General features: G+C 71.0%; 14 protein-coding genes. 8 read left to right on the forward strand and 6 right to left on the reverse strand.

Annotated features, from left to right (window positions below; all coding sequences use genetic code 11):
• Window positions 1-70: 70 nt before the first annotated feature.
• Entirely contained in the window at window positions 71-2,116 is a 2,046-nt protein-coding gene (locus ACFPZI_RS19450; protein WP_381364575.1) for a flotillin family protein, read from the reverse strand.
• A gap of 277 nt (window positions 2,117-2,393) precedes the next feature.
• Entirely contained in the window at window positions 2,394-2,774 is a 381-nt protein-coding gene (locus ACFPZI_RS19455) for a hypothetical protein (RefSeq protein ID WP_381364577.1), read from the reverse strand.
• Window positions 2,775-3,040: 266 nt separating this feature from the next.
• Here ACFPZI_RS19455 and ACFPZI_RS19460 point away from each other — a divergent pair, with 266 nt between their 5' ends.
• The 3 genes from ACFPZI_RS19460 (at window position 3,041) to ACFPZI_RS19470 (ending at window position 5,919) form a co-directional block, all read left to right on the forward strand.
• A complete protein-coding gene (locus ACFPZI_RS19460; RefSeq protein WP_381364579.1) occupies window positions 3,041-4,126 on the forward strand; it encodes a PucR family transcriptional regulator in 1,086 nt (361 codons plus the stop codon).
• Window positions 4,127-4,400: 274 nt separating this feature from the next.
• A complete protein-coding gene (locus ACFPZI_RS19465; RefSeq protein ID WP_381364581.1) occupies window positions 4,401-5,213 on the forward strand; it encodes a PaaX family transcriptional regulator in 813 nt (270 codons plus the stop codon).
• A 256-nt stretch (window positions 5,214-5,469) separates the two neighbouring features.
• The gene (locus ACFPZI_RS19470) at window positions 5,470-5,919 is read left to right on the forward strand and encodes an ATP-binding protein (RefSeq protein WP_381364582.1); all 450 of its coding nucleotides are present in this window, start codon (window positions 5,470-5,472) and stop codon (window positions 5,917-5,919) included.
• Window positions 5,920-5,945: 26 nt separating this feature from the next.
• Here the strand turns inward: ACFPZI_RS19470 and argF are convergent, their stop codons facing one another.
• The 4 genes from argF to ACFPZI_RS19490 all read right to left on the reverse strand — a co-directional run bounded on the left by argF (window position 5,946) and on the right by ACFPZI_RS19490 (window position 12,801).
• Window positions 5,946-6,953 carry an ornithine carbamoyltransferase gene (gene argF / locus ACFPZI_RS19475; protein WP_381364584.1) on the reverse strand — a complete coding sequence of 336 codons (1,008 nt, stop codon included), beginning with the start codon at window positions 6,951-6,953 and terminating at the stop codon, window positions 5,946-5,948.
• 126 nt (window positions 6,954-7,079) lie between these two features.
• Window positions 7,080-8,303: an arginine deiminase gene (locus ACFPZI_RS19480; protein ID WP_381364586.1), complete on the reverse strand. Its 1,224-nt coding sequence runs from the start codon at window positions 8,301-8,303 to the stop codon at window positions 7,080-7,082.
• Window positions 8,304-8,542: 239 nt separating this feature from the next.
• Window positions 8,543-11,341: a polynucleotide kinase-phosphatase gene (locus ACFPZI_RS19485; RefSeq protein WP_381364588.1), complete on the reverse strand. Its 2,799-nt coding sequence runs from the start codon at window positions 11,339-11,341 to the stop codon at window positions 8,543-8,545.
• On the reverse strand, window positions 11,338-12,801 hold the full coding sequence (locus tag ACFPZI_RS19490; RefSeq protein WP_381364590.1) for a 3' terminal RNA ribose 2'-O-methyltransferase Hen1: 1,464 nt from the start codon (window positions 12,799-12,801) through the stop codon (window positions 11,338-11,340). The genes ACFPZI_RS19485 and ACFPZI_RS19490 overlap by 4 nt, the downstream gene beginning before the upstream one ends.
• 165 nt (window positions 12,802-12,966) lie before the next feature.
• Between ACFPZI_RS19490 and ACFPZI_RS19495 the strand changes: the two genes are divergently transcribed.
• From ACFPZI_RS19495 to ACFPZI_RS19515, 5 genes are all read left to right on the forward strand, one after another.
• Window positions 12,967-13,479 carry a hypothetical protein gene (locus tag ACFPZI_RS19495; protein ID WP_381364592.1) on the forward strand — a complete coding sequence of 171 codons (513 nt, stop codon included), beginning with the start codon at window positions 12,967-12,969 and terminating at the stop codon, window positions 13,477-13,479.
• 1,095 nt (window positions 13,480-14,574) lie between these two features.
• On the forward strand, window positions 14,575-14,886 hold the full coding sequence (locus ACFPZI_RS19500) for a hypothetical protein (RefSeq protein ID WP_381364593.1): 312 nt from the start codon (window positions 14,575-14,577) through the stop codon (window positions 14,884-14,886).
• A 323-nt stretch (window positions 14,887-15,209) separates the two neighbouring features.
• On the forward strand, window positions 15,210-16,094 hold the full coding sequence (locus ACFPZI_RS19505; protein WP_381364595.1) for an MFS transporter: 885 nt from the start codon (window positions 15,210-15,212) through the stop codon (window positions 16,092-16,094).
• Window positions 16,095-16,111: 17 nt separating this feature from the next.
• The gene (locus ACFPZI_RS19510; protein ID WP_381364597.1) at window positions 16,112-16,651 is read left to right on the forward strand and encodes a hypothetical protein; all 540 of its coding nucleotides are present in this window, start codon (window positions 16,112-16,114) and stop codon (window positions 16,649-16,651) included.
• Between the two features lie 137 nt (window positions 16,652-16,788).
• Window positions 16,789-16,986: a hypothetical protein gene (locus ACFPZI_RS19515; protein WP_381364598.1), complete on the forward strand. Its 198-nt coding sequence runs from the start codon at window positions 16,789-16,791 to the stop codon at window positions 16,984-16,986.
• Window positions 16,987-17,133: the final 147 nt, after the last annotated feature.

The following is a 17,133-nucleotide window of genomic DNA, read 5'->3' on the forward strand; positions in this document are numbered from 1 at the left end:
GCTGCCTCTCGAACGGGAGCGGTCGGGGAGCCGCCGTCCCCTGTGCGGCGGCTCCCCGACCGGGGGGTGGTCAGGCCCTGGCGTGGCCGTTCAACACGGCCAGTGGTGTGTCCGCGAGGCCCAACTCCCCAGCTTTTTCGATCAGTTGCTTGATCTGACCGGTGTTCTCGCCGCCCGACTTCATCAGCTTCATGAGCAGCGCGGACACCGTCAGGTGCTGCACGTCGGCGCTCGACACGGAGCCCAGGATGCGGCTCAGGTCGTCGGTGAAGCTCCCCGAGCCGTCCAGCCACGGCCCGGCGAGGGCCTGGGCGGTATGGGAGTGCTGGACGAACCCGTCGACGCTCTTGCCGAGCGAGATCGACGACATCAGCCGGTCGAAGAACACGGACTCCCCGCCGACGATGCTGATGTCGGCGCTCTCCAGACCGGCCGCGAGCACCGTGGCCTGCGCCTCGGCGACCTGCCGCTGCACCTCGAGCCCGGCGAGCCGTACGTCCTTCTCCGCCTCCAGGCGCAGCCGGTACTCCTCGTGCCCGCGGGACGCCTCGTCCAGCGCGGCCATCGCCGCCGCCTTCTCGGTGAGACCGGCGGCCTCCGCCCTGAGCCTGCCGCTGATGCCCTCCGCGTCGGCGAGCGCCTTGGCCCGCGCGCCCTCGGCCTCGGCACGCATCCGGGCCTCGGCCACCTCGGCCTCGGCGCGGCCGGCCTTCTCGATGACCTCGGCCTCCTTGTCCCGGACCTGCACGGCGGCGAGCCCCTCGGCGGCGGCCTCGGCCTGGATGCCCTCGGCCATCCGCAGCTTGGCCTGGGCGTCGAGCTCGGCGGTCTTCAACCGGGCCTCGGCCAGGGTCAGTTCCTCGGCGGCACGGTGCGTGGCGGACACCTCGGCGGCCTCCGCGGCCTTGATGTCCTTGACCAGCTTCTCCTGCGCCTCGGCCTCGGCGGCGATGATGACGGCCTGCCGCTCCCGCTCGGCCTCCTCCACGGCCCGCAGCCTCTTGATCGACTCCTCCTGCTCGGCGACCGTACGGTCCACCGCGACCCGCTCCCGGACGACCTCGGCGATGTCGCGCTTCTGAGCCTCGACCTCCTTGTCGGCGGCGATCCGGGTCAGCTCGGTCTCCCGCTCGCGGGCGATGACCTCCAGCATCCGGTCCTTCTCGATGCGCTCGCTCTCCACGGCGATGACCCGCTCGCGGTTCTTGGCGGCGACGGCGACCTCACGGGCCTGGTTCTCGCGCTGCACGCCGAGCTGTTCCTCGGTGCGCAGGAAGGCGCTCTGCGCACGCAGCCGCTCCTCCTCCATCACCCGCGCCGTCTCGGCCTCCTCGCGGGCCCGTACGGTCTCTATCTCCCGGCGCTGCTTGATCTCGGCGTCGGTCTGCCGGCGTTCCAGCTCGAGGATCGCCTCGCGCGCGTCGACGTTCTGCCGGGTGATCTCCTTCTCCTCGCCGCGCTGGGCCTCGTTGGTGCGGACGTGCTCCACGGCCGTCAGCTCGGTGATCTTGCGGATGCCCTGCGCGTCGAGGACGTTGCCCGGGTCGAGCTGGGCGAGCGGCGTCTGCTCCAGGTAGTCGATCGCCGCGTCCTCGAGGTGGTAGCCGTTCAGGTCGATACCGATGACCTCGATGATCCGGTACCGCAGTTCCTCGCGCTTGGTGTAGAGGTCGGTGAAGTCCAGCTGCTTGCCGACGGTCTTCAGCGCCTCGGAGAACTTCGCGTGGAACAGCTCCTGCAGCGTGTTCCGGTCGCTGGCCCGCGCGGTCCCGACGGCCTGCGCCACCTTGATGACGTCCTCAACGGTCTTGTTGACCTTGACGAAGAAGGTGATGCGGATGTCCGCGCGGATGTTGTCCTGGCAGATCAGGCCTTCCTTGCCGGCCCGGGTGATCTCGATGGTCTTCACCGAGATGTCCATCACCTCGGCCTTGTGCAGCACGGGCAGCACGACCTGGCCGGTGAAGGTCACATCGACCTTGCGGACCTTGGAGACGATGAGCGCCTTGCCCTGTTCCACCTTGCGGAACAGCTTGGACATGATGAACAGCACGACGATGGCGACGAGCAGGCAGACGCCGACGAGCACGGCGATGCCCACGGTGGCAGCATCCATGGGATACGTCCTTCGGAGCTGGGTGACGGACGGAAGTGACAGGTCGGCGCCGGGCGCCGGAACGTGGGGCGGGCGGGGCCGCCCACCGTGCCGCCCGGCCCGGACGGCACGGTGGCGGCGCGATGGTGACGTGGCCTATGAAGCGATGGCTGTGTGGCGGTGACTGTGTGGCGGTGGCTCGGTGGTGCGGCCCGCGTGGCCCGCACGGGAGCCGCACGCCGGCTCCGCCACGAGACACGCCGGGCGAACCGCCCCGGTTCCCGCCCAGCCCGCGGAACTACCGGGACGGCCCGGGTTCGTCGGGCAACAGGCGGTGCAGCGGACGCACGAAGAAGCGGGTGAGCCGCCAGGCCGCGAGCAGGGCTCCGACCAGGGCCGGCAGGCGCAGCAGTCCGGCGCCGGGCCCGTGGGGGACGTGCGCGTCGAGCAGCACGGTCACACCGGTGGCGAGCAGCCAGGCGCACAGGGTCAGCAGGGAGAGCGCGAGGGCTACCGGCACCCCGCCCATTCCCCAGGCCTCGAGATCCGCGTCCGAGTCGAAGGCGTGCGGTGTGGTGACGCCGAGGGCCACCAGCAGCCAGAAGCCGGCCGCAACGACGAGGGCGGCGGTGAGCAGAAGCGTGGGCAGGCCCGTGGCGGCCTCCGCGATCATGTGCATCCCGGCCACCCCTTTCCCGATCCCCGCGTCTCGCGTTCTGCGTCCCTCTGACGGCTCGCGCCGACGACCGCACCGGCCCTCGACGGTTCCGGAGCCCCGCACCTGCCGGTGCCAGGCACTGGAACCGTCCGCGGTGCTCCCCGCGGACCATGATGCCCGGCCAACTACCGCCCCCGCATTGCCGGATTCCGGCAACGTTCACTAGGGTCTGCATGCCGGGTGTGGATCGAACCGCGCGTCAGGACGGCGTCAAGGGTGCATCAAGGATGCGTCAGGATTCGGGGAGCGGCGTGGCGGAACGGGAGATTCTCGAGGAGTATCTCGAAGGTTATGCCCAGATCCTGGAGGAGGTCGCGGCCACGGGCCGGCGCCTGTCACGCGACGAGCTGTCCTCCCGCCGGAACCTGGGAGAACGGGCCGCGGAGGCGGGCTTCGGACTGCGCGCCCTGGTACGCACCCACCTGATCGCCGCGCGTGACGCCTGGCCGCGCGGCCGGGACGACTCGGCCGAGGAGGCGCTCGCCGCCGTACAGCAGGCGGTGGACGCGTTCGCCGAGGGCTACGAGCGGGCGCAGCGGCTGGCTGTCCGGCAGGAGGAGGCGGCCCGACGGGAGTTCATCGACGACCTCCTCTACGGCCGCAGCGACCTCGGCCGGCTGGCCGAGCGCGCCGAACGCTTCGGCCTGCGGCTCTCCCATGAACACGCGGTCGCCGTCGCCCGGGGCCCCGTCGCCTACGACGAGGGGGACGCCGTACCGCGGCAGGTGGAGCAGGCCCTCATCTCCCGGTTCGGCGACCGCAGCATCCTGCTCACCACCAAGGACGGGCGACTGCTGTGCGTCGCGCCGGGGCACCAGGGCGAGGTGCTCACGCACTTCGCCAAACAGGCGCACGCCGCCACCGACGGCGGCCAGGTCGCCATCGGCCGCCCGCAGTCCGGACCCGGCGGGGTCGTCCAGTCGTACGAAGAGGCCCTGAGCACGCTGGAGATAGCCGAACGGCTGGGGCTGGACGAGCCGGTGCTGCGCGCTGCCGAGCTGCTCGTCTACCCCGTCCTCGCCCGCGACCGCCAGGCCATGGCCGACCTGGTCCACAACACCCTCGGCCCGCTCACCACGGCCCGGGGCGGCGCCGAGCCGCTCCTCGACACGCTCACCGCGTACTTCGACTCGGGCTGCGTGGCGGCGGAGGCGGCCCGTCGGCTCTCCCTGAGCGTGCGCGCCCTGACGTACCGTCTGGAACGCATCCACAAGCTCACCGGCGCCAACCCGGCCGACCCCACCCACCGTTACATGCTCCAGACCGCGGTCATCGGCGCCCGCCTGCTGGCCTGGCCGGCCGAGCAGCTCTGATCCGGGGACCGGCGGACGTGCCGGCGCGGTCCGGGCCGGCCGAACGGCAGGCGGGCGCCCCTCGTTCAGCTGCGGACCAGGGTGACCTCCTGCCGGTGGACCGCGTGGAACGCGGGCGCGGCACCCGGCGCATGAACCACTCCCGCGTTCCGTGATCGCCTCGCTCCCTGCCCGCCCCTGCCCGTCCCGTACCGGAACCTCCCTGCCCGGTACGGGAGATGACCAGGCGTGATACCGATGCCCGGGGGGAGGGCGCCGATCGGCACGACCTAAGATGATCAACGTGTCCGACCAGCCTGCCCCACGGTCTCTCATCGTCACGCTCTACGGCGCATACGGCCGCTTCGTGCCGGGCCCCGTGCCCGTCGCCGAGCTGATCCGGCTGCTGGCCGCGGTCGGCGTCGAAGCTCCCGCCGTGCGTTCCTCGGTGTCCCGGCTCAAGCGGCGCGGGCTGCTCCGGCCGGCCCGCACCGCCCAGGGCGCGGCCGGCTACGAACTGTCGCCGGACGCCCGACAGTTGCTGAACGACAGCGACCGCCGCGTCCACGCCGCCGCGAGCCCCGGGGACGAGGGCTGGGTGCTCGCCGTGTTCTCCGTTCCTGAGTCCGAGCGGCAGAAGCGTCACATCCTGCGCTCCCGCCTGTCCGGCCTCGGCTTCGGCACCGCCGCCCCGGGTGTGTGGATCGCGCCGGCCCGGCTGCACGAGGAGACCAGGCACACCCTGGAACGGCTGGGGCTGGACGGTTACGTCGATCTCTTCCGCGGCGAGCACCTCGGGTTCACGCCCACCGTCGAGGTGGTCGCCCGCTGGTGGGACCTGGCCGGGATCGCCAAGGAGCACGAGGCGTTCCTGGACCGTCACGCGCACGTGCTGGACGCCTGGCGACAGCGTGAGGACACCCCGCCCGAGGAGGCGTACCGCGACTACCTCCTCGCCCTCGACTCCTGGCGCCACCTCCCCTACACCGACCCCGGGCTGCCTCCCGGGCTGCTCCCCGAGGACTGGCCGGGAACCCGCTCGGCGAACGTCTTCCACGGCCTGCACGCACGTCTGCGGGACGCGGGGGCGGTCTTCGCCGGCCTGTGACACGTGACACGTGACCCACGGCTCGCGAAGCTTCCTTCCGCTGCCGCCATCACTCATCCGTGACCACCGTCATGGTTGCGCTACAGGCGACCTGGGCATGACCGATGCGACGGGTTCCGGGGTCCGTCCGGCGGGCCGGGAAGCCGTGACGACCGCAGCCCCCGGATCCGTGACGTCCGTCACGGGTCGGCGACACCCCTTGGGCGTGACGCCGTACCATTGAGTAATTGAAAGCAGGAACGCCTGCCTGCTCTCCATGATCGGATCCAGCGTGTACGAACCCTCGACCTCCGCCTCCTGGCGCGTCGCACTGCCGCACACCACCGCGGCCGTGCCCGTCGCCCGTGCGCTGGTCCGTACCGCGCTGGCGGAGCGGCAGCACTCCGCGGACCGCGAGACCGCGGAGCTGCTCACCGCCGAGCTGGTGGCCAACGCCGTGGAGCACACCTCCGGGGGCCATCCGATCGAGCTGGTGGTGGAGCTGCTGCCCACCGGATGCCAGGTCGAGGTGCACGACGCCGATCCGGAGCCGCCCGGCGATCTGACCCGCCCGACCCGCGGCGAGCCGGACCCCTGGCAGGAGCACGGGCGCGGGCTGCTGCTGATCCGCGCCCTGAGTTCCTCGTGCGGGCACCGCCCGACCGCGTCCGGCAAGGCCGTGTGGTTCCGGCTGCCGGCGGTGCCGCGCCAGCGCCGGCCCGACTGAACGGACCGGCCGGCGCCGCCCACGGCTCAGGCCAGGGTCGCCACCAGGACCGCCTTGATCGTGTGCATCCGGTTCTCCGCCTCGTCGAAGACGACCGAGTGGGCCGACTCGAACACCTCGTCAGTCACCTCCAGTGACTCCAGGCCGTGCTTCTCGTACACCTCACGGCCGACCTGCGTCCCCAGGTCGTGGAAGGCCGGCAGGCAGTGCAGGAAGCGGACGTCCGGGTTGCCGGTGGCCCGCAGCACGTCCATGGTCACCGCGTACGGCGCGAGGGCGGTGATCCGCTCGTCCCAGACCTCCTGGGGCTCCCCCATCGAGACCCAGACGTCGGTGACGACGAAGTCCGCGCCCGCGACGCCCTCGGCGATCTCCTCGGTGAGCGTGATGCGTGCCCCGCCGGCCTCCGCGAGCGCGCGCGCCCGGTCGACGACCTCCTGGGCGGGCCAGTACGCCTTCGGGGCGACGATGCGCACGTCCATGCCCAGCAGGGCCGCGGTGACGAGGTAGGAGTTGCCCATGTTGAAGCGGGCGTCGCCGAGGTAGGCGAAGGAGATCCCCGTGACCGGCTTGGCGCTGTGCTCGGTCATGGTGAGCACGTCGGCGAGCATCTGGGTGGGGTGCCAGTCGTCGGTCAGACCGTTGTAGACGGGCACTCCCGCGTACGCGGCGAGGGTCTCGACGGTGGACTGGGAGTCGCCCCGGAACTCGATCGCGTCGAACATCCGGCCGAGCACCCGCGCGGTGTCCTTCGCCGACTCCTTCTTCCCGATGTGCGAGCCGCTCGGGTCGATGTACGTCGTGGAGGCGCCCTGGTCGGCGGCGGCGACCTCGAAGGAGCAGCGGGTGCGCGTCGAGGGCTTCTCGAAGATCAGCGCGATGTTCCTGCCCTGGAGGTACCGGGTCTCACTGCCGGCCTTCTTGGCGGCCTTCAGCTCCGCGGCCAGGTCGAGCAGGCCGAGGAACTCCTGCGCGGTGAAGTCCACCTCCTTGAGGAAGTGGCGGCCGGCGAGGGCGGTCGGGACTGTCGCCATGGGGCGCTCCAGAGGTGCAGGTACAGGGACGAATGTAACTGTATACAAGTATCAGAATTTATATGCAAGCTGGTGGTGACGGTGACGAGACGGCCGCGCGCGTGCGCCCGCGGCCACGGCCTCGCTCTAGACCGCGTCCCTCTCGACCGGGCAGCTCATGCAGCGCGGTCCGCCCCTGCCCCGGCCCAGCTCGCTGCCGGGGATCTCGATCACCTCGATGCCCCGCTTGCGCAGATGCGTGTTGGTGGTGGCGTTCCGCTCGTAGGCGACGACGACGCCCGGCTCGACGGCCAGGACGTTGCAGCCGTCGTCCCACTGCTCGCGCTCGGCGGCGTGGACGTCCTGGGTCGCGGTCAGCACCCGGATCTCGCTGAGCCCCAGCGCGGCGGCGATCGCGCGGTGCATGTGCTCCGGCGGATGGTCGGTGACCTTCAGTTCCTTGTCCCCCGAGCCGGGTTCGATGGTGTACGAACGGAGCATGCCGAGGCCCGCGTACTGGGTGAAGGTGTCGCCGTCGACCATCGTCATCACCGTGTCCAGGTGCATCACGGCACGCCTCTTCGGCATGTCGAGGGCCACGATGGTCTCGGCGGACCCGGCGGCGAACAACTTGTGCGCGAGCATCTCCACGGCCTGCGGGGTGGTCCGCTCGCTCATGCCGATCAGCACCGCGCCGTTGCCGATGACCAGCACGTCCCCGCCCTCGATGGTGGACGGGTAGTCGGCCTGCCCCTCGGACCAGAGGTGGAAACCCTCGTCGCGGAACAGCGGGTGGTGCCGGTAGATCGCCTCGAAGTGCACGGTCTCACGCTGCCGGGCGGGCCACCGCATGGCGTTGATGGAGACACCGTCGTAGATCCAGGCGGAGGTGTCGCGGGTGAAGAGATGGTTGGGCAGCGGGCGGAGCAGGAAGTCGTCGAGTTCCATGGCGTGGAAACGCACGGACGTCGGTTCCGGGTGGACGTCCAGGAACTCCCGCTTGGTCATCCCGCCGACCAGCACTTCGGTCAGTTCGGCCGACGGCAGCGTCTCGAAGGCCGCGCGCAGGTGGTCGGTGGCCAGCGGGCCGTACTCCTTCTCGTCGAAGACACGGTCCAGGACGAGCGAGCGGGCCGCCGGGACGTCCAGCGTGGCGGCGAGCAGGTCACCGAAGAGGTGGACGGCGACTCCCCGGTCGCGCAGGACGTCGGCGAACCCGTCGTGCTCGGCGCGCGCCCGGCGCACCCAGAGCACGTCGTCGAACAGCAGGGCGTCCTTGTTGCTGGGGGTGAGCCTTTTGAGCTCGAGATCGGGCCGGTGCAGGATGACACGGCGCAGCCGCCCGGCCTCGGAGTCGACGTGGTAGGTCATGACTCCATCCTGACCACCCGGCGGGCTGTTCACCCCTCCGCGGCCGGGACGGGCCTCGGCCGCGGTCCGGCCGGTCCGGGCGGTCCGGCCGGTCCGGGCGGTCCGGCCGGTCCGGGCGGTCCGGCCGGTCCGGGCGGTCCGGCCGGTCCGGGCGGTCCGGCCGGTCCGGGCGGTCCGGCCGGTCCGGGCGGTCCGGGCGGTCCGGGCGGTCCGGGCGGGTCGCCGTACGCGTCCGTCCCCTACAGCCGCGGGTCGACGGGCTCCGACTCCAGGGCCAGGACGCCGAAGACGGCCTCGTGGACCCGCCACAGGGGTTCGCCGTCGGCGAGGCGGTCCAGGGCCTCCAGGCCGAGGGCGTACTCGCGGATCGCCAGGGACCGCTTGTGGCCGAGCGAGCGGCCGCGCAGCCGGGCCAGGTTGTCGGGGCGCGTGTACTCGGGGCCGTAGATGATCCGCAGGTACTCGCGGCCCCGGCACTTGATGCCGGGCTGCACCAGGCGGCTCTGCCGGTCGCGGGCCAGGGCCTCGACCGGCTTGACGACCATGCCCTCGCCGCCGCGCCCGGTCATCTCCAGCCACCAGTCGACGCCCGCCCGCACCGACTCGGGGTCGGCGGGGTCGACGTACAGGCGCCGGGTGGTCTGCAGCAGGCCCGTAGCGTCGTGCTCGACCATGCGGTCCAGCAGGGCGAGCTGCTCGTCGTGCGGCAGCCCGGCGAGGCTGCGGCCCTGGACCGCGAGGATCTGGAAGGGGGCGAGGCGTACGCCGTCCAGCCGGTCGGTGGTCCAGCAGTAGCGGCGGTACGCCCGCGTGAACGCTTCGGCCGCGCCGGCCCGTTCGCGCTGGCGCTCCAGCAGGTCCGCCACCTCGACGCCCCGGGCGGCGGCGCTTTCCAGGGCCGCCAGCGCGCCCGGGAACACCGCGCCACTGGCGGCGCCCACGGCGGCGTACTGGGAGCGCAGCAGGCCGGACGCCTTCAGCGACCACGGCATCAACTCGGCGTCCAGCAAAAGCCATTCGGTCCCGAGGGTGTCCCACAGTCCGGCGTCGGTGATCGCCGTGCGCAGCCGGCCGAGGATCTCCTCGGTGACCGCGGCGTCGTCGAAGAACGGGCGGCCGGTGCGGGTGTAGAGCGATCCGGCCGGACCGTCCCCGACACCGAAGTGCTGGGCGGCCGCGTCCGCGTCCCGGCAGACCAGCGCGACCGCGCGCGAGCCCATGTGCTTCTCCTCGCACACGACGCGCTCGACCCCGTCCTCCTTGTACTGGGCGAAGGCCTCGGCCGGGTGCTCCAGGTAGCCGTCCAGGTGCGAGGTGGCCGTGGGGGCCATGGTCGGCGGGAGGTACGGCAGCAGGCGCGGGTCGATCGCGAAGCGGCTCATGACCTCCAGCGCGGCGGCCGCGTTCTCCTCGCGTACGGCCACCCGGCCGGCGTGCCGGGTCTCCACGGCCCGGCGGCCGTGGACGTCGGCGAGGTCCAGGGGGCGGCCGTCGTGCCCGCCGGGGGCCTCGGTACGCAGCGGGCGGGCCGGCTCGTACCAGACCCGCTCGGCCGGTACGTCGACCAGTTCCCGCTCCGGCCAGCGCAGCGCGGTGAGCTTGCCGCCGAAGACCGCGCCGGTGTCCAAGCAGACGGTGTTGTTGAGCCAGGTGGCTTCCGGGACCGGGGTGTGGCCGTAGACGACGGCGGCACGGCCCCGGTAGTCCTCCGCCCACGGGTAACGCACCGGCAGGCCGAACTCGTCGGTCTCGCCGGTGGTGTCGCCGTACAGCGCGTGCGAGCGGACCCGGCCGGAGGTGCGTCCGTGGTACTTCTCCGGCAGACCCGCGTGGCAGACGACGAGCCTGCCGCCGTCGAGGACGTAGTGGCTGACCAGACCGTCGACGAACTCCCTTACCTCGGCGCGGAATTCCTCGCTCTCCCGGTCCATCTGCTCGATGGTCTCGGCGAGGCCGTGGGTGTGCTGGACCTTGCGGCCCCTGAGGTACCGGCCGAACTTGTTCTCGTGGTTGCCGGGGACGCACAACGCACTGCCCGACCTCACCATCGACATCACCCGGCGCAGCACGCCCGGACTGTCCGGGCCGCGGTCGACGAGGTCACCGACGAAGACCGCGGTACGGCCCTCGGGGTGCACGCCGTCGGCGTAGCCCAACGCGCCGAGCAACGACTCCAGTTCGGCGCCGCAGCCGTGGACGTCGCCGATGATGTCGAAGGGCCCGGTGAGGTGGGTGAGGTCGTTGTACCGCTTCTCGGTGACGACGGTGGCGTTCTCGATCTCCTCGACTCCGCGCAGAACGTGCACCTTGCGGAATCCCTCGCGCTCCAGGTGCCGCAGGGAGCGGCGGAGTTCGCGGATGTGCCGCTGGACGACCCGGCGGGGCAGGTCGGCGCGGTCGGCGCGGGCCGCGTTGCGCTCGACGCACACCTCCTCGGGCACGTCGAGCACGACGGCTATCGGCAGCACGTCGTACTGCCGTGCCAGCTCGACCAGTTGACGCCGGGCGTCCTGCTGGACGCTGGTGGCGTCGACGACGGTACGGCGGCCCGCGGCCAGCCGCTTGCCCGCGATGTAGTGCAGGACGTCGAAGGCGTCCTTGGAAGCGCTCTGGTCGTTCTCGTCGTCGGCGACCAGGCCGCGGCAGAAGTCGGAGGAGATGACCTCGGTGGGCTTGAAGTGGCGGCGGGCGAAGGTGGACTTGCCCGAGCCGGAGGCGCCGATGAGCACCACGAGGGAGAGATCGGTGACGGGCAGGGCCCGGCCGCGGCCCGGGATGCTGCTGGTCGATGCGGCCTGGCGTTCCGGGCTCCGCGAGCCCGCACCGCCGGAGTGGGGTGCTCCGGCCGCGACCGTGACACATTCCCGGAAAGTGTCACGGTCGGCGGACTCGTGCCCCAGGTCCGCCGGATGCGCCAACAGCCTCCGGCTCGGGCTCCGGCCCTCGTTCTCGTTCTCGTTCTTGTTCTCGTTCTTGTTCTCGTTCTCGTTCTCGTTCTCGCTGTCACGGGGCTGGGCGCCGGTGGTCTCGCGGTTCATGCCGCCTTCGCCTCCTTCATGTCTCCGGTCACGAACACGGCCATCTGGGTGGGCGGCCCGACCTCAGGGTCGTCCGGTCCCACGGGTACGAACTCGACCTCGTAGCCGTGCCGTTCGGCAACCTTGGCGGCCCAGGCGCGGAACTCCTCGCGGGTCCACTCGAAGCGGTGGTCGCCGTGCCGGACACGGCCGGCCGGCAGGCTCTCCCAGCGCACGTTGTACTCGACGTTCGGCGTGGTCACCAGGACCGTGCGGGGGCGGGCCGCGCCGAACACGGCGTACTCCAGGGCGGGCAGCCTCGGCAGGTCGAGGTGCTCGATCACCTCGCTGAGCACAGCCGCGTCGTACCCCTTGAGCCTCTTGTCGGTGTACGACAGCGAACCCTGGAGGAGCTTCACCCGGGACGCCTGCCGCTCCCCCATGCGGTCCAACTTGAGCCGCCGGGAGGCGATGGTCAGCGCGCGCATCGACACGTCGACGCCGACGATCTCGGCGAAGGCCGGGTTCCGCAGCAGTTCCTGCACCAACTGGCCCTGCCCGCACCCGAGATCGAGCACACGGGTGGCACCGGAGGCACCGAGCGCGGTGATGATCGCGTCGCGGCGCTGCACGGCGAGCGGAGTCGGCTTCTCCTCGGCCCCGGTGTCCGCCTCGACGGCGTTGTCGATCTCCTCGACGTCACTGTCGTCCGCCTCGGCCAGCCGGACCAGCTCGAGCCGTTCCAGCGCCTGACGGGTCAGCGACCAGCGGCGGGTGAGGTACCGGCTGGTGATCAGCTTCTGCTCCGGGTGGCCGGGCAGCCAGCCCTCGCCGGCGCGCAGCAGCTTGTCCACCTCGTCGGAGGAGACCCAGTAGTGCTTGGCGTCGTCGAGGACGGGGAGCAGCACGTAGAGGTGCCGCAGCGCCTGGGCGAGGGTGAGGGTGTCCGCCTCCAGGACGAGGCGCACGTACCGCGAGTCACCCCACTCCGGGAACTCGGTGTCCAGTGCCACCGGGTCGGCCGTGACCGTCCAGCCGAGCGGCTCGAAAAGCCGCCCGACCAGGGCGGGGCCGCCGCGCGCGGGCAGTGCGGGTATCTCGATGCGCAACGGCAGCGGCTGCCCCGGCAGCTCCGGGCGGGCCTTGCACACGCCGCGCATCGCGCTGGAGAAGACGCCGCTGAGCGCGACGGCGAGCAGCGAGGACGCCGCGTACGGGCGGTCGTTGACGTACTGGGCGAGAGCGGCGTCGGGGGCGCCGCCGCGGCCCTTGCCCTTGCCGCGCCGGACCAGTGCCACCGCGTCCACCTCCAGCAGCAGCGCCGCCGTACAGCGCTCGGCGTCCGCCTCGGGATAGAGGACGTGCGCCGTGCCGTAGGACAGATGGGCCGAGAAGGGGCTTTCAGGGTGCTTATGGAGGAGGAAGCCCATGTCAGTAGCAGGGTTGGTCTTGTCGCCGGTGGTCGAGATCGTCAGGAACACGTAACCGAGTATGGGCGGCTTGGGGTCACGCCGGTACTTGATTACCTCGTAACGACAGCGGACCCCCACCAGGCCGGCAGGCGCCCAGCCACACGCGGAAGCTCCATCCCTTACCGCTCCACCCGTCGCCGCTCCACCGCAGGTCAGCCGGGCAACCACCCGTGGATGACCCAAGCTTCCCAGGCTGAGAGCCCTCTCGTCGGCGGTCTACAGCTGTTTGTACGCTACAGCCTGTTGATCTTCCAGGAGGCATGGGCCGTGAACGACAGGCTGTTGACCACCCTTGCCACCGCCATGGCTCAGTTGATCACCGCCATCGACATGACGAGCGATGAAGAGGTCGACCCCGATCTGGCTACCACCTGGTTCGAGGATCTCGCCGACACGTTGGGTCGCCTTCCGCCGGCCGACCGTCTGCGTCTGGCAGGACTCTTCGAGGCAGCCGCGGAGCAGGAGACACGGCCGGACGTACGAGCCTCCTTGAGGGAACTGCCGGAGAACTTCGGCCTGGAGGACCAGGACGATATCCGGGCCGTGACGGGGCCGTCCGAAGGCAACCGAAGGCGACCAACATTAACGACCATTGACGGCCAAGCCACAGGTCACCGTGTTGGTCGCTCGGGAAGCCCCAGGTCAGCAAGGCCCGACGCCACTTCTTCGGCTACCGATCGCGCTTGAGGGAGCTTGGCTCGGCCATGGAGACCCCACTGACCTCGTCGGGCGAGCCTTACCGTTCACATCGCGGATGTCATGACTTCACACACCTCCCGCGTCTTGTGACCATGGGTAGATCACCCTTACGCACCGTTACTCCCCTACGCGCCGAGGGGAGACCTACATCACAGTGGCCCAACGCGAAAGCCCACCGATCGCCACGCAGGCTTCCCGGCAAGAGCAGCCATCGGCGGGCGGGCACCCAGGAGGTACTGCTATGAGTCTGACCTCAGCGAACCCACCTTCGATCCCCCGACTGCGAGACCGGGCTACCGTCCTCGTCGTCATCGTCATCGTGATCGGGATCGTCCCCATCGCACAAATCCAAGACGTTCTGACCAACTTGATCGCGCTGTCAGCAGTCCTGGTCTGCGGCTCTGCGGTGAGCGCAGTATCAGCCCGACGGCCGCAGACGACCGGGTGACCGTCGACTAGACCCGGCGGCCGCTCTCCCGACCTCCATCCCGGGAAGCCGGGAGAGCGCCGCCCGTGCCCCCAGCGTGCCCGATCCAGCAGGAACGGACGGGGAGCAACGGGGAACAGTGGAACATCGGGTGACGGTCAGCTGGGCAACGACAGCGCCTCCCTGCAGGTCAGATCATGAACTCGCCCATGGGCACATCAGCTTCCCAAGCTGAGAGCGCGAGTTCGATTCTCGTCACCCGCTCCACGAAGAAGGCCCAGGTCACAGACCCGGGCCTTTCTGCTGCCCCCAGTCATCGGTTGTCGCATGCCAGATCCGCGCCAGAAGACTCGTCACCCGCCGCGCTGGTGCTCGACTTGACGGGGCTGGGCACACCGTTTCGATCTCCGCGAAGGGCCTGGTTGCCGGCTCAGGTTCATACGGTGAACTCCACATGCACATCAGGAGCCCCACCGCACCTCCCGCCGGCGCCCGCCGCACTGCCCGTCCCGCTCGTATCCTCGGTTCTGCGGACTCCGCCCACCAGCGAGATCACGAGCCGGAACGTCGCGGATCCAACGGCGGTGACAGCTGCGACCGTGGCACTCTGATCGCCCCGGCCGATCGCTCCGCTCCGCCAACACGAGGTCACGTCCGTGGACGTGACCCTGGCTCACTCCAACCACTGCCATGTGGCACTCCGAGCCGGCTTTGCCAGTTCTGGCTTGCCAGTGTTCGAGACGCTTCCTGCCAGGACGGTCGGTCCCGGCAGCTGTGAACTGATGGGTGGCCCTGGCATGGTCGAGGGCTGCGCGGACGGGGACTTGCTGAAGATCGGCGACGATGGCCCGTTCCAGATCGAGCGGCGAGGCCCGAGCCCCGGACCGATCATGGTCCGGGGCCTTCGACATCTCGCGGTGGAGCTGAGCGGATGCGAGCGCGACGTCCTGGAGCTACTGACCGGATGATGTCGACGGAGGAGACCGCCGCCGGCCTCCACCTGCCGGTGAACACGGTGAAGACCCACCTCGAGAGCGTGTATCGGAAGCCGGAGGTGAGCCGGTGAGGCGACGCGGTGCGCCGTGCACCCGACCTCGGGCTGCTGTGAACGCGCGTCGATGAGCCGATGAGAGGGCCTGACGCCCGCCCCCTCCCCTGGCAGAGCCACCGGGCACGGTCCTTCCCCCGTGGCGGGTGAGGCACGGGGCGCGTGCCTCGGGTGCGATGAACAAAGCGGCGGGCGCCGGCCGGCCCCACCGGCGTACCGGGCCGACTCGGCGAGGTGGACGGCGTGAAGCACTGGCGGGCTCTGACCGTTCTCGGTACGGCCCAGTTCCTGATGATCCTGGACACCTCCGTCATGAACGTGCCCATCAGCAGACTGGTCGATGACTTCGACACGGAGGTCACCGCCATCCAGGCCGTCATCACGTTGTACGCACTGGTCATGGCGGCGTTCATGATCATCGGTGGGAGGTCCCGAGACATTCTCGGACGTCGCCGCATGTTCCTTCTGGGCCTGGTCGACTTGGGACGGGCGTGGGGGCCGCGCCGGGTGGCCCGGGTGGCCCTGCTCACCCTGGCGGCGGCCAGCATGTGGCTGCTGGCCACCGTCGACCCGGTCATCGGCGACGCGCAGTTCGCCGGAGCCATGGCCCTGCTGGGCGTGGGTGTCGGCCTGCTCGCCTCGCAGCTGGGCAACGTCGTCCAGTCCGGCGTCGGCGAGGAGGAACGCAGCGAGGCCGGAGGGCTCCAGTTCACGGCACAGAACCTGGGCTCGGCGCTGGGGACCGCGCTATCGGGTCGATCTCATCGGGTCGATCTCATCGGTGCGCTTGCCCACGCCTTCAGCACCCAGGTGGCGGGCGACCCGCGGCGGTGCGAAGAAGCCCGCGCGCAGGCCGGTGTCTCCCTCCAGGCCGGGGTCGCCTTCGTCGCCCCCTGTCAGGTGCGCTCGGCGGCCGAGCGTGCCGGGTTGCCGCCGTCCGAGGTGGGCGCCGTCGCGGACTCCTACGCCTCCGCACAGCGGGGCGGTCCGAAGGCGGCGATCCTGGCCACCGGCGGCATCGCTCTCGCCAGTTTCCTGGTCACACCGCACCTGCCGACCACCCGGGACAGCCGTCCGCGGCAGCCGGACACCGGTGCCCCGGCCGAGGCGACCGGCTCAACGCTCTGAGACCAAGGGAGTCAGGCGTGTCCAGAACCAGGACCAGAACCAGGACCGGCCCGGCCACGGACCGGCGGACGCGCCGTGCCGAGCGCCGGGTCCACGCGGATTACACGGGCGGCGTCTACGGATCCATGCTCGCGGCTTCCGTGGTGCTCGGCGCCGGCTCGCTGGGCGCGTTCCCTCTCACCGAGCTGGTGCTGCTGCTGTTGCTCACCGGCGTGGTGTTCTGGATCGCGCACGTACACGCCCAGTTGTTCGGGGCGCGGCTGGCGCAGCGGACTCCGGACCGCCGGGTGGTGCTGCACGTGTGCCGTGACGAGTGGCCGATCGTCAAGGCCGCTCTCCCGCCGGCCGCCGCGGCGGCCGTCAGCCCGCTCCTGGGCCTGGACGTGCGGGGCGCCCTCTGGCTGACCCTCTCCGTCGCCGTGGCCGGGCAGGTGGGCTGGTCCGTGGCCGCGGCACACCGCGCCGGTGCTTCCCGGCGGCTGATGGCCGCCACCGCGTCGGTCAATCTGCTGCTCGGCCTGCTGATCATCTCCTTCAAGATCGTCCTGAAGCATTGAGAACGCACGGGCCCGGAGTGTCGACCGCCGGGCGAAGGGTCACCTGTACCGGGTGATGTCCGGAGGGAACAGGAAGTGGACGATCGCGGGGAAGGGTGCCGTCCGCCCGTCCCCGGCAGTCCGTGGGAGGACAGCCCGTGCGCTGTGAGATCCGAGTCGAGGGACACCCGTCGGAAACGCTGGCCAAAGCCTTCCCGGAGCTGGGCCACGTGGTGATGTCCGGCCAGACCGTCCTGTTCGGTCCGGTCATGGACGAGGCACACCTGTACGGGCTGCTGGCGCGCTGCCAGTCACTGGGACTGCGCGTCGTGGAGATGCGACAGCTTCCGGAGTGACGGGACCGGGCGGTGCGCGGTGCCGGACGGCCGGCGTCGGGGGCTCCCACCTCACGGCCACGACGGATCACCTGTGGCGGGTGATCCCGGCACCCGGTGACAGGCGTGACCCTGGAGCGGTCAGGTCCTCGCACACTGCCCGTCACA

Origin of the sequence: Streptomyces chlorus (assembly GCF_042655885.1) — a bacterium.
GTDB lineage: Bacteria > Actinomycetota > Actinomycetes > Streptomycetales > Streptomycetaceae > Streptomyces > Streptomyces chlorus.